Genomic DNA, 13,355 nt, shown 5'->3' with positions numbered 1-13,355 from the left:
CCGTAGATCTTGGTGCTGTTTCCCGAAGGATCAGGTCGATGCCGGATATCACCCGTGTCGATTCCTTGCGAATCGACTGGGAAGATTCGGCGCGGCCCTTCTGGAAACAGCACCAAGTCACGCACGATTCAAGCGTTAAAAAGCCGATAATTATTTCTTATAAAAAAAAGCATCAGGTAGGTGCCCGATGCTTGGTAAGTCATATTTGTTTAATAATCAGCCACCGGTGACTTGGCTCAAAAGTTCAGAACGGCGCTCCGCTTTACGCGCTTTGTAAGCTGATTCGTAAGCACTTGCTTGTGATTTCGTGAAGCCATTCGCAACAAATGCGTTTTGAACTACAGCAAGGGTCGAATAAAAGGCGGCATCTGTGGCTGCTTCTAAATTTGAAGCTGCAGAAGAATACTTACGGTAGAAGTAGCCATAATCAATACTTTCCCCGCTCGCTTTTTGCTCCACATATTCCGCTTTCGCACGAGAAACTAGAGCTGCTAAGCGCCCTTCTGCTTGTGCTTCTAGTCCCGCAAATACTGGATCATACTTCGCTTTAATCTCAGCTATCGTCAAAGTGGTAGCTTTACCTTCATTCGAAGAATCGGACTCTGATCCACTTGATCCACCCGAGCTACCCGATGAAGATGAACTAGATCCAGATTTGGAACTCCCTTCGCTACTGGAAGATGAAGCGTTGTTCTTTCCTGAACTTGTAGAATTATTGTTTGCAGAAACACTAGCGTCGCCGTTATCCTCGTCTTCGGTTGAAGATGAACTGCCATTAGAAACATTCCTAGTCGCAGTGGTATCTGCAGTGGATGGTGCTACAGTTTCACTAATAATGTTACCTTCCGCGTCTTTTTCTACTACATTTCCATCTTCATCGATTTCAAGAGTGCCCCCTTCAGGAAGTTGGATCACATAAGAGGCGCGAACAATTTCTTCAACTTGAGAATCGGCAACATCATATTCTTTAAACTTGGCAACATACAGCAAATAGCCTCCTATAAGAAGAACGAAGCTTCCTATAAGAAGTGCTGCGATTTTCAATACTTTTTTCATGGTCGTCTCCTTCTACTACAATGATTTCTCTGAACCGTAGTGTATAGAGGCACTTTTTAAACACAATCAGTAGTCTCCGGCCTTCGTATAAAAAGACCCCAGCCTTAGGGGCCAGGGTATTCAGATATTATTGGAACGAGTCAAACTTGAACGTATACTCGATCACGTTATCAAAGTTATCTGTGATTGTAAATGTCAGTTCTTTATCGACAAGGTCTGTCGCTGGAGAGTCTTCAGTTAATCCTAATTCAGCAATCACTGTTGCACGTGCTACTGATGGAGAGACTGAAGTTAAATCTACAGTAGAGTCACCTGCGAAAGCTGTTTGCAAGTCGCTATAAGGAATCATCGAGAACAAACCTGTGTTTGCGATATCGCGCAATTGAAGTGGGCGACTTTCTGCTGCCGGTACATAAGTATCAAAAATGGTAATTGTCACTTCATTAGTTTCCGGATTAAATACAGCTTTTACAGGAATGCCAGCAGAGTTATTGAACTCTTCGATTCCCATTGCAAGTTGTGTATCTACTTTTAATTCCACATCTGCCTCTTCTGCATTTACGACGAATGACGCCATTGCATCACGACGTACGAATGCGTTTGGAGAATACGTTGTTTTTGTAGTACCAGCTGTTACATCGTAGAAGTACAAGCCTTGTACATAAGAGAAGTACCAACTAGTTGAAGCTACATCCGTAAATGGAAGTTGTGTAGTGCTCGGCGCATATAAGTTATATGCGAAAGTTAAAATAGAAGCCATTTGAGAACGAGTCAATTTGTCGTTTGGACCAAATTTACCGTTGCCATATCCGTTAAGAATTCCAAGCTCAGTAAGCGCAGCTACTTCATCATAGTACCATGCACCCTTTTTAAGATCTGTGAATTCTGGGTCTGCATACTCCGAAGTGTCCAGTTGTAAAGCTTTAGCAAGGATTACTGATGCCTCTGCACGTGTTAAATGGCCAGCTGGACGGTATGTACCATCTGGGTAACCAGTTACGATGTCACGACCTGCTAGGTTGTAAATTTCATCGTAGTGAACATTTGTTTTTGGAACATCACTAAATGTTGACCCGTTCGCTGAAGCCGTTGTTGCAAACATACTAGATGCGAGTACTACTGCTAAAGCAGTTTTTGTGACTTTTTTAGTATAAAATTTCAATTAAGTTTCCTCCTCTAGGCTAATTTAATTACATTTTCATAGTACCATACTCATTTGGTAGATAGTAGGAAATTTTAGAAATTTATGAATATAACTAAACCCGTACTGACTAGAGTACGGGTTGCCAAAGGTTTATTTATTTTTAAATTCTACTGTGTATTCAAACGTTTCGCCATTGCGACCTTCGTATACGAAAGTGATAGACTTTCCACCTAAGTCATTTAGATCTGACTCATAAGTCACACCTAGGTAATCAATGATGTAATCGTATGCGTCGTTATAATCTGCAGCAGTCAAGTCAAAGTCAGTGCCTTTGATATAGGATGCTTGGACTTGGTAACCTGGCAAGATGAAGAAGAACAAGTCTGTCTCATAGAGCTTGTCTACCATTTTACGAGTAGCTGCGATGTTGACTGTCATTGTGTTTGTATTTAGGTTTAGTGACGTTTTTGCTGGGTTTGTGCTGTCATCATTGTACATTTCTGACCAGAAAGGCATCAGCTCTTCAGCTTTCGCTTCTTCCGATACCATTTCTGAGTTCACTACGAATGATGCCATTGCATCACGACGAACGAAGTCGTTTGGCGCATATTTCGTTTTTGAAACTCCAGAAGTCACGTTAAAGTAGTAAAGTGCTTGTACATATTCGTCATACCAAGAACCTGCGACTACGTCTGTGAACGGTGTGTCGATATAGTCAGCTGTGTAAAGACCGTAAGCAGCTGTTAAAATCGATGCCATTTGAGCACGAGTCAATTTGTCGTTCGGTCCAAATTTACCTGTGTTGTAGCCACTGATGATGCCCCACTCTGTAAGAGCTGCGACTTCTTCATAGTACCAAGAACCTTTTTTCACATCTGGGAATCCTGGATCCGAAACGCCAGCTGTGTCTAGTTCAAGTGCATTTGTTAAGATGACGGCTGCTTCTGCACGAGTCAAAAGACGAGCTGGTTGGTACGTGCCATCTGGGTAACCTGTGATCACTGCGCGGTCAGCAAGGTTGTAGATGTTGTCATAGTGGACGTTAGTAGATGGGACATCTGTGAATTCGATGCCTTTTGCAGAGGCTGTTGTTGCCCATGCGCCTGAAAGTAGTGCTGCCGCAAGTGCAACGTTTGTAGCTTTTTTCATTGAAGCTTTCATGTGTGTGGATTCTCCTTAAGATGTGATGGTTCAAACAAAAATTATTGTAGCATAGTGCTAAAGTTCCCCATAGATGTGAAATACCTATGTTTTTATTAAAAAAGCTACCGTTACAGCATTGAAAACTGATAATTTAGTAAGATTTTGCTAGGTATGGAATCTTCTTTTCGCTCAGATCACGCCTGACTTGGGGCTGTTTCCAAGTTTACGACCTTCATCTGGCTGTTTGTGCTTTTAGCTCGCGCTCGTTTGAGCCCTAATTTGATCGTTTGTTCCCTTAGCTTCTCTGTTTGTTCCGTTTGTATTTTGAACATAGAAAAAACACCGGCCAAGGCCGGTGTATGTAATTTGATTTAAGGAGTTTCGTTAATGAACGTGACCGTGTATTCGAACTCTTCGCCATAAGCGCCTTTAAAGACTAAGGTGATGTACTTGCCGCTTAGCTCGTTGGCATCCGCTTCGAACTCAGCCCCCAGTTGGTCAAGAATGTAGAAGAAGCTCCCGTCCCCTCTAGTGAGTTCCGCAACGTTGACGGTCTGCCCTTTAACATAGACTTCTTCAGTTTGCTCGATTGGCAAAAGCGTATAGAACACTTCATACATATCAGAGGATTCAAGATTTCTGTCCGTTGGAGCAATCGTCACATGGATCAAGTTTTGGTCCGTGTCTACTGTGGCCGTGTAAACATCTCCAGGATTTGTATTGTTGTATTCGCTGACGCGAGTTGCCATCCACTCTTCTGCCTTCTCTTCTTCAAAGACTTTTTCAGCGTTCACTACAAATGACGCCATCTCGTCTCGACGTACGAGGGCTTTTGGTGCAAATTTTGTGGCAGACGCTCCTGCTGTCACATCGAAACGGTAAAGGCCTTGCACTGCTTCGTCATACCAAGCCCCTGCTTGGACATCTGTAAAAGGAATGTCGATTTCAGAAGCCGCATAGAGTTCATAAGCATTTGCCAGAATAGTTGCCATCTGTGCACGGGTCAAGTTGTCGTTGGGACCGAAATTCCCGTTTTCATATCCCGAGATGATCTCATTCTGCACAAGGGCATTGATGTCATCCATGTACCAAGAATCTTGCTTCACATCAGGAAAAAATGAACGTCTGTGGTCTTCCGTTTTCAGTCCAAGTGCTTTCACCAAGAGGACGGCTGCTTCTGCACGAGTCAAGTTTTTGGCTGGTTGATACGTACCGTCTGGATAGCCCGAAATGATGTCTCTGTTTGCTAAGTTGTAGATGTTGTCGTAGTGGACGTTAGTTTTGGGAACGTCCGTGAATGATGCGCTTTGTGCTGAAGCAGTTGGGACAAGTCCTGTAGTTAAAACTGCTGTTGCGAGTGCGAGTCCCGCTGCTTTTTTGATGGATGGTTTCATTAATGGTTGCTCCTTTGAAATGCTCGTTTTGGTGAAGCGTTAGTTGTCTTCGTTCTGGTAAATGATCGTGTATTCGAACTCTTCGCCGTACACACCGACAAACACGAGTGTTAAAGATTTGCCTCCGAGGTCGTTGACGTCAGACTGGAATGCGACTTCGAGCTGTTCCATGAGATAGTCGTATAATTCGCTATCCATATCAAGTGTTGTCAGATCTACTGACTGTCCTTTGACGTAAACTTCTTGCATCTCGAAGATTGGCAACAGTAAGCCTGCCACTGCGGCAAGATAGGTGTCTTCAATTTCTAGCGGCGATTGTGGGATGGTTACGAGAATCTGATTGGTGTCCACATCGGCAGCCACTTGTGATTTGTATCCTTCAAGGGCATTGTAGAAGCCGACGCTGTAGTCCATCCATTCTTCCGCAATGTCTTCTTCAGGCACAGACTCGGCATTGACGACGAACGAAGCCATCGTGTCGCGACGGACGAACTCGTTTGGCTCGAACTTTGAAGGAGTGAGACCCGCTGTCACTTCGAAACGGTAGAGCTCCTGCACTGACATGTCGTACCAAGAATCTTCTATGACATCCGTGAACGGAAGGTCGACTTCGTTGAAAATCTCCAAGTCGTAAGCTGCACTTAAGATTGTGGCCATTTGAGCGCGAGTGAGCTTTTCATTCGGTTTGAATTTTCCGTTCGGATAGCCAGTAATGATCCCGTAATCAGCAAGTGTTGTCACTTCGTCGGCATACCAAGCATCTGGATTCACATCCCAGAAGGCACGTTCTGTAACGTTTGAAGTATCCAAGTTTAAGGCGTTTGATAAGATGACGGCTGCTTCTGCACGGGTCAAGTGACGAGCTGGTTGGTAGGTACCGTCTGGATAGCCCGAGATCACGGCGCGCTCTGCCAAGTTGTAGATGTTGTCGTAGTGGACGTTGGTTTCAGGTACGTCTGTAAACTCGATTCCGTTTGCTGAAGCTGTTGGTGCCAGAGCGCTTGCTAGCACGGCTGTTACCAGTACTGTTTTTGTAGCTTGTTTGAGCTTGTTTGTCATTGGATGTGGCTCCTTTTTTATGTAGCATATCGTGCAAGTTGCACGTGAATTCCTTGAATCGTTTTTGATTCTTACTTTTTTGGAAAAGTTGCCATAAATATCCTTGCATTTTGAGCATAGCACATGGGGTTTTTGTTGAATAGATGCTCTCTGCTACTTTTCAATTGTATAAGTACTTCTTTTTAGGGAGAGGATGCCGCTATAATCGTGCCTGACTTGTCTAAATAGGTTGTTTGAAATGGCATGCTGAGAGCGCTCGGAAAAGACACGCTTATCTGTGGGAGTGGCCATCAAAATCCTCGCGGCATACCAAAGCGGATCTAGTTCCACCGGCTAGAAACCCCCTCAAAAATCAGCCACACCCAATGAGGCAAAGAACGCCTCACCGGGTCCGTCCGATTCCCGAGAAGTTTCTGACCAAGCCGGTTCCACTTTTCATAGCGCTTTGGCCTCCGCTGCGGGTTCTTCAAACCACTCTGATACCACGGAACGCGTATCTTTTCCTTCACCCTCTCACATAATGACAGCTTCAAGGAATGTTGCGAAAAAAGCGTGCCGTAGATCTTGGGGCTGTTTCCTGCAGGATCAGGTCGATGCCGGATATCACCCGTGTCGCTTTACCCGTAAAGCGATTGGGAAGATTCGGCGCGGCCCTTTTGGAAACAGCCCCAAGTCAGGCACGAATTAAGTGGTAAGCATCATTCTTTCAACAAAAAGCACCAGCCGAAGCCAGTGCTTAAAATCTAAATCATGGAGTTTGGTTTGCGAATGTGATCGTGTATTCGAAAGTTGAGCCGTCATAACCTTCTAGCACGAATGTCACTTGCTTGCCTTCGACATCATTTAGGTCAGCCGTCTTGTCGACACCTAAAGCATTGAAGATTTCTTGTTCTGCAAGCTCTCTTTCTCCCATTGTCAATTCGTAATCAGAGCCTTTTACTTTAGCTGAGTAGAAATCGTAAAACGGAATCAAGCTGAAGAATGTACCCGATGTGTTTAGGAAATCTGCGGTCTTAGCTGTGTCCGCAATACCTACCATGATTGTGTTCGTCTCAGAGTCCCATCCAGCTTGAAGAGTTTTGTCACCTTCACTGTTGAATACTTCTAAATAAAGAGGCAACCACTCTTCGTACTTCGCTTCTTCCGGAACCTCTTCTGCGTTCACTACGAATGAAGCCATCGCATCACGACGAACGAAATCGTTTGGACCGTACTTTGTTGCTGAGATTCCTGAAGTGACTCCGAAGAAGTACAGATTCTGAACGTATGCATCGTACCAAGAACCAGGTTTTACATCTTTAAATGGAGTTTCTTTTTCTTCTAATGTGTACAGATTGTATGCCATTGAAAGTAATACAGCCATCTGCGCACGTGTTAATTTATCGTTTGGTCCGAAGTTGCCGTTGTCGTATCCACTAATCACACCATACTCTACTAGTGCAGCGACTTCATCGAAATAATAAGCACCTTTTTTCACATCAGGAAATCCTGGATCTGCTGCTTCAGAAGTGTCTAAACCTAAAGCGTTAGTCAAGATGACAGCCGCTTCTGCACGAGTTAAGTGACGAGCAGGTTGGTAAGTACCATCTGGATAACCAGATACTACACCACGACCTGCTAGGTTGTAGATGTTGTCATAGTGGACGTTTGTTTCTGGAACATCTGTAAATTCCGGCATATCTGCAGATACTGTTGTTGCGAATGGACTTGTTAGTAGTGCTGTAGCTAGTGCTACCTTTGTTGCTTTTTTAATTGAAACTTTCATGTAAACTGATTCCCCTAACTGTGTATTTGGTAGTGCCTTTTCCCCGATGTTACCGCTTACTATTTATTACTCATTATGGAAACAGGACCATAATTTCCTTACTTCTGAAGAATATCATATTGAATTGTGTTTGTATACTGAAAACTGTAATATTTGTAATATTTGTTACATTAATGACTTATTAATGGTTTCTCTACCCATTTGACGTATAATTTTTGAAGAAGTTCCAGGATATGAAAAAAAGCATCGGCTTATGAGCCGATGCTTGGGTGTGTCTATTAATCTGCTGCGTAAAAACGCTTGTAGCTATCAAAATGCTTCTTCCAATACGAGTCGTTCAAGCTAGTAATGGTGATGCCTTTGCTTCCCGCGTGGATGAACTGATTGTTGCCGATATAGATCCCCAGATGTGAGATGCCTGAAGTGTATGTATTCGCAAAGAACACGAGATCTCCGACTTGTGGTGCGTCCAAATAATATGACCGTGCATCCATCCCTTTCGAATTGGTCCGAGGGATTGGAATTCCTGCTTGCTGGTACACATAATAGATGAATCCAGAACAATCGAAGCCTGCAGGTGTCGAGCCCCCCCATAAGTAAGGAACGCCTACCATCGATGTGGCAATCGCAACAATCTTTTCAGCTTGTGCTGCGTCCACTGGTGGTTTGGCCGGCTCTGGTGGTTTCGTTGGTGACGGATTTGCGACAGGTTGCGTCGGTGCTGCCGCTGCGCCACCTATTGTAAGTTTCTGTCCGACAAAGATGACGTCAGAAGTGAGCTTGTTCCACTCTTTGATGTTCGCAACCGTGGTCTTGAACTTCACGGCAATCTTCGACAGCGAGTCTCCGGAAACTACTGTATATGTAGTCGTTGTTGCAGGAGCTGGCTGAGTTGGTTGTGTTGGTTGTGTCGGTTGTGTCGGTTGTGTCGGTTGAGATGGCTGGCTTGGTGTCGCTTGTTTCCCGTTGATTTTTAGCTTTTGTCCTACAAAGATCAAGTCCGATTTTAGATTGTTCCACTTTTTGATGTCCGCCACTGAAACTTTGAACTTACTACCAATCTTTGAGAGCGAGTCTCCTGACACTACTGTATATGTTGTTGTCGCTGGAGCCGGCTGTGTTGGTTGTGTTGGCTGAGCCGGTTGCGTTGGTTGTGTTGGCTGAGCCGGTTGCGTTGGTTGTGCAGGTGTTGCAGCAGTTCCGTTGATGGTCAGTTTTTGTCCAACAAAGATCAAATCCGATTTTAAGTTGTTCCACTTTTTCAAGTTGTCTACCGATACTTTGTGCTGTGCTCCAATTTTAGAAAGGGAGTCACCTGACTGGACTGTGTAAGTCGTTACTGACGTGCTTGGTGCCGGTGTCGAAGGTTTCGTTGCTGGTTTTGGTGTTGGTGTAGTCGTGTTTGCAACTTTTAGCGTTTGCTGCGGATAGATCACAGTGCTCGTTAAGTTGTTCCACTGAACGATTTGATCGACTGTGACTTTATGGGCATTGGCTACTTTCCACAGTGAGTCACCGGGTTGTACCTGGTAGTTGCTAGCTTCCGCTTCTTGTGCGTAGAGCATTAGGGCTAAGGCTGCGCTGCCCAGGACTGCGTACCTGCTTTTTCTCACTCAATTCCCTCGCTTTCGTAACATCGATGCTTCCATTATAGTTTTCTGACAATAATTAAGCAATAAAATTTTTATCAAACAAAAAAAAGAAGCCAGAAAATTAGCTTCCAGAGAAGTCATAAATGAGCCAGAAAAAAAGAACCTGCTAAAAGCAGGCTCTAAAAGAATAGTTTATTGAAGTGTATTGATCCGGTAATCGCCGAACTCGTCGATGACCACTTCCATCGTGAACGTTCGCTGGTAAAGTGTTGGTTCTTCTGTAGATGTGTCCGCAACGATGATATCAAACACCACGGTGCTGCTCGTGTCTCCGATATCGATTGACTGAATGACTGGTGATCGGTATTCAAGTGCAGTCACTTTGCTTAGGATGTCTGCACGGTATGGTGGGACAATCGAGTCCGCCATTTCTTGTGACTTAAAGAAGTAGTTGTAGTAGGTCAAACTTTCGTCCGTTAAATAGTAGAACAAGGCTTCGTTGAACCCGAAGACATATTGTGTCAAGTACTCTTCAGTGAACGGAATCGGTTCGACGACTGGCTCTTCTGGCTTAAAGGCATCTTCGCCTTTAGCGTCTGCTTCTGAGATATACTGTGCAGCCAGACCCGTTACTAGATGGATCGGCATCGCATAGCCGATGGCTGGGTTCTCTGTTTGAACAATCGAGTTGATGCCAATCACGGCTCCAGTCTTGTTGGAGAACAGCGGACCGCCACTAGAACCCGGTTCGATTTGAGCGTTCATTTCGTAGAGCTGGTCGTACAAGTAGCCGTTGTCGATGGTGACGCTGGTCGCTGTGATTTCACCGGTCGTTGCGACATTCGGCTTGTTGCGCGGACTTCCGATAGCTGTGACGGCGTCTCCAACAGCAGCCATGGCAGATGCCATTTTGAGTGGCTCTTTTCCAGCAAGCTGTGGGACTCGAACTACGGCGAAGTCGACGGATTGCGATTTGCCGATGACGTAGCCTGTGAAGGTCTGTCCGTTTGAGTTGACGACGCTGATTTCTTTGGAGTCTTGCACGACGTGTGCATTCGTCACAAGGTCACCTTTTGTGTTGTACAGGAAAGCAGACCCTTGGGCTTCTGCTGAGTAGAGAGTGTAGACAGCGGCTGTTGCGTTTGCAAGAACTAGAGAGGCTTCGTTCTCTTTTTCCGTCTCGTTTGCTTTTTCCGTGTCGACGACCACTTCGACTTCCGTGACCGACTCGTACTCCGTATCTTCTTCTTCTGCCGGCTCCTCTGCTACAGGTTCAGAGGGCTCTTCCTCGGTCTGCTCCGGCTCCTCGACTTCAGTTTCGTCGGACTCTTCAATTGGTTGTTCTGGTGTCGGGGCGACGATTTCGTTTTCGACTTCTTGTTCTGGCAGTATAAACGACTGCACGAGCAGGTAGCCGATGACGAGGATGAGTGGCAAGATCAGTAACGGAATGAACCGTTTTGCGAAGCGTTTCTTTCGCTGGGTGCGGCGTCGGGTCATGGGACGGTCTCCTTTATCTGGTGTCATTAGTGTATTGGACGTCGCGTGGACGTAAAATGTTTCAGTATGACACTCATTATAGCACAGGAGGCTCTAGTTTATGAGACACGAAGGTAGGCAATTGTTGGGGGAGTCAATAGTTGGTGGGGGATGACGAAGAAAGTGGGTTTGATGCAGAACAAACAGCGCCTCTTGCAGATGAAACACAGCTTGATGAAGAACAAACACCGCTCCCTTGCACAAGAACGCCCGCTCACCCGCTCGCCCCCTCCAGACCACACAAAAACCCCCTCGCCACTAAAGGCGAAGGGGTTCGGACTAGTACTTATCGTGCTTCGTAGTATTTCACGTAAGGAGCAAACATCGAGATGATGCGAGCTGCTTCCGCACGAGTTGTTGTAGCACCTGGTTTGAATGTACCGTTCGGATATCCAGAGATGATTCCGTTAGCATACATGTTCCAGATAGCGTCAAGCTCTACTTCTGGTAAATGGCTCACGTCAGAGAAAGGATATTCTACAACTTCTTCTGCTGAGTCAAAGTAACCCGTTGTGAATACATTGTCTACCATCAATGCGAAGTGAGAACGCTTGATGAATGCACGTGGGCTGAATGTTGTTTCAGTTGTACCGTTGATTAGGCCGGCCGCATACAATGCATGAATCTCGTTTTGACGAGCTACTGGTAGGTCTGCGATATCCGTGAATGGTGCTTTGTCTTCTTCAGCAATGTCTTCTGTTGGAAGGTCAAGTAGACGAACCATCATAGACGCTAACTGCCAACGTGGCAATGTGTTGTCTGGTGAGAATGTGTTTGTAGTCGTACCTGTCATGACGTTACGTGAGAACAAGTCGTTCACGTATGGGTATTCCCAGTCAAGAAGGTTAACGTCCGTATAAGGAAGAACAGTTGTAATACGCCCTTCCATTAACGGCCAAACCATATCAAGAGATGTTACATAATCGATGAACATTTCATAATCAACGAATCCTGGCTCAGAAACGCGGCCATCTTCATATGCTTCACCGAAAGATGTGAATCCATCTTTACCAGTTGCGATGTATGTGTTCGTTGCTACTTTGTAATTTTCGTCTTCAGAGATTGGTAGACGTCCGTCTTCAGTTACAACGTTCGCATCGACAACGCGTTCGCCTACTGGTTTTGAAGGATCGAATACGAACTCAAGACCTGATACATGTAGGAATGAACCTAATTCAGATGGGTAGCTGCTTACAGACACTTCAAGAGCTGCAAGTAGTTCAGCACCCGTTAAGTCCATGATTGCTAATGAGTTTCCGAAAGGCATTACAGAAAGAACTTCACCATAAGTGATGTCGCCAACGTCGATAGAGCTACGGATACCTCCGCCGTTTTGTACAGCGATCACTGTTTCTGGATCGATTTCTTGAGCTTTTGAAAGCATTCCGTCAACAATTAAGTTACCAAGGTTTGTTTCAGATGTACGAACGCCACCCATATCACGAGTACCGTTTAAGAAGACTTCTGCGTAAGCACCGATTGACTCAGCACCTTTAGCATCAACGATTTCTTTGTAAGGAGCAAGGATTTCAACAGCTGCTGGGTCTGCTACTGCATCTGCAACTTTGTGGTGTTCGCCAACATGAGATGTGATGACACCCATGTCATCAAATGTTACGTCTAATTCACCAAGTAATGAACCGTTCGAACCTGCTTGAACGATGACTACTGGGTCACCAGATTCTTCATTTGTCAGCATAGTTGGTGGCATTAAAGCTGTGTGACTGTGACCGCCAACGACTACGTCAATTCCCGCTACAGACTGAGCAAGTAAGATATCGTTGTCCCAAACAGCAGAGTCATTGTAACCAAGGTGTGTTACGGCAACGATTTTGTTAACGCCAGCAGTTTCAAACGCTGCTACTGCTTCTTCTGCAGCTGCGATGTAATCTGTGATGTCAACAGCTTCTGTGCTTGAGATGTTGATTGTCTCTTCAGTTGTTAGACCGAAGATCCCGACTTTTTCGCCGTCGATTTCTTTGATCATTCCGTTGTAGATTTGGCCCTCTTCTGCCATATCTGTGTAAGTGTCATTTTGAAGACCGTCAAACTTCGCATCTCCAGAGAAGTCTACGTTAGCTGAAACGAATGGGAAGTCAGCTCCTGCCACGAAGTCCGCAAGTGCTTGGTGCCCGTCTTCTGATAAACCTAGATCAAATTCGTGGTTACCGAAAGTCATTGCATCGTAGCCCATGTAGTTCATAAGCTCTAAGTCCGCTTGACCACCGAACTCGTTGAAGTAAAGGGATCCTGAGAATACGTCCCCAGCATCTAGAAGTAGGCTGTTTTCATTTCCTGCTTCAGCACGTAATTCTTGTACTAGAGTAGCACGTTTTGGCGCATCTTTAAGAGCTGCGTGCGTGTCATTCGTATGAAGAATTGTCAATGAGAAATCTGCGCCGTTTGCTTCAGTTGAAATTGGAGCGTTAATTCCAATGACGCCCATTGCTAATGCTGCAGCAACGCTTGCTTTGACCATTTTGTAGCTTTTCATTCGACACCATCCTTGTGAGTTTTTTGTGACCGCGCTTATTTTATGTATGAGAAAAGAACCGGGTTGTAAGCGCAATCATGCACAGATAAGTATAGCAATCTTTCAATCTGTAGACAACATTCTATTCAGAAAATTACCAACTTAACAAATCCTTTATAAAATTTATGCA

General features: G+C 45.0%; 9 protein-coding genes. All 9 read right to left on the bottom strand.

Features of this window, described 5'->3' with window-relative positions; genetic code table 11:
- Positions 1-216 precede the first annotated feature (216 nt).
- A complete protein-coding gene (locus CQS04_RS07020) occupies positions 217-1,056 on the bottom strand; it encodes a hypothetical protein (protein WP_100353446.1) in 840 nt (279 codons plus the stop codon).
- Positions 1,057-1,183: 127 nt separating this feature from the next.
- On the bottom strand, positions 1,184-2,218 hold the full coding sequence (locus tag CQS04_RS07015) for an S-layer homology domain-containing protein (protein ID WP_100353445.1): 1,035 nt from the start codon (positions 2,216-2,218) through the stop codon (positions 1,184-1,186).
- 132 nt (positions 2,219-2,350) lie between these two features.
- Complete coding sequence (locus CQS04_RS07010; protein ID WP_100353444.1) at positions 2,351-3,361, bottom strand: S-layer homology domain-containing protein; 1,011 nt, start codon at positions 3,359-3,361, stop codon at positions 2,351-2,353.
- Between the two features lie 353 nt (positions 3,362-3,714).
- Positions 3,715-4,737: an S-layer homology domain-containing protein gene (locus CQS04_RS07005; protein WP_100353443.1), complete on the bottom strand. Its 1,023-nt coding sequence runs from the start codon at positions 4,735-4,737 to the stop codon at positions 3,715-3,717.
- Between the two features lie 39 nt (positions 4,738-4,776).
- Entirely contained in the window at positions 4,777-5,796 is a 1,020-nt protein-coding gene (locus CQS04_RS07000; RefSeq protein ID WP_100353442.1) for an S-layer homology domain-containing protein, read from the bottom strand.
- A gap of 748 nt (positions 5,797-6,544) precedes the next feature.
- On the bottom strand, positions 6,545-7,561 hold the full coding sequence (locus CQS04_RS06995; protein WP_100353441.1) for an S-layer homology domain-containing protein: 1,017 nt from the start codon (positions 7,559-7,561) through the stop codon (positions 6,545-6,547).
- Positions 7,562-7,839: 278 nt separating this feature from the next.
- Positions 7,840-9,126, bottom strand: a complete 1,287-nt coding sequence (locus tag CQS04_RS06990; RefSeq protein ID WP_245858770.1) for a C40 family peptidase — start codon at positions 9,124-9,126, stop codon at positions 7,840-7,842.
- A gap of 219 nt (positions 9,127-9,345) precedes the next feature.
- Positions 9,346-10,653: a S1C family serine protease gene (locus CQS04_RS06985; RefSeq protein ID WP_165775480.1), complete on the bottom strand. Its 1,308-nt coding sequence runs from the start codon at positions 10,651-10,653 to the stop codon at positions 9,346-9,348.
- Between the two features lie 325 nt (positions 10,654-10,978).
- Positions 10,979-13,186 carry a 5'-nucleotidase C-terminal domain-containing protein gene (locus CQS04_RS06975; protein ID WP_100353437.1) on the bottom strand — a complete coding sequence of 736 codons (2,208 nt, stop codon included), beginning with the start codon at positions 13,184-13,186 and terminating at the stop codon, positions 10,979-10,981.
- Positions 13,187-13,355: the final 169 nt, after the last annotated feature.

The organism is Chryseomicrobium excrementi (assembly GCF_002798305.1).
GTDB lineage: Bacteria > Bacillota > Bacilli > Bacillales_A > Planococcaceae > Chryseomicrobium > Chryseomicrobium excrementi.
Note: the sequence above shows the minus strand (reverse complement) of the source record. Positions and strands in the feature narration are given on the sequence as shown.

What these genes read in the sequence shown, in the direction of transcription:
- CQS04_RS07020 (WP_100353446.1), bottom strand. Translation starts at nt 1,056, where the DNA reads ATGAAAAAAGTATTGAAAATCGCAGCACTTCTTATAGGAAGCTTCGTT.
- CQS04_RS07010 (WP_100353444.1), bottom strand. Translation starts at nt 3,361, where the DNA reads ATGAAAGCTTCAATGAAAAAAGCTACAAACGTTGCACTTGCGGCAGCA.
- CQS04_RS07005 (WP_100353443.1), bottom strand. Translation starts at nt 4,737, where the DNA reads ATGAAACCATCCATCAAAAAAGCAGCGGGACTCGCACTCGCAACAGCA.
- CQS04_RS07000 (WP_100353442.1), bottom strand. Translation starts at nt 5,796, where the DNA reads ATGACAAACAAGCTCAAACAAGCTACAAAAACAGTACTGGTAACAGCC.
- CQS04_RS06995 (WP_100353441.1), bottom strand. Translation starts at nt 7,561, where the DNA reads ATGAAAGTTTCAATTAAAAAAGCAACAAAGGTAGCACTAGCTACAGCA.
- CQS04_RS06990 (WP_245858770.1), bottom strand. Translation starts at nt 9,126, where the DNA reads ATGCTCTACGCACAAGAAGCGGAAGCTAGCAACTACCAGGTACAACCC.
- CQS04_RS06985 (WP_165775480.1), bottom strand. Translation starts at nt 10,653, where the DNA reads ATGACCCGACGCCGCACCCAGCGAAAGAAACGCTTCGCAAAACGGTTC.
- CQS04_RS06975 (WP_100353437.1), bottom strand. Translation starts at nt 13,186, where the DNA reads ATGAAAAGCTACAAAATGGTCAAAGCAAGCGTTGCTGCAGCATTAGCA.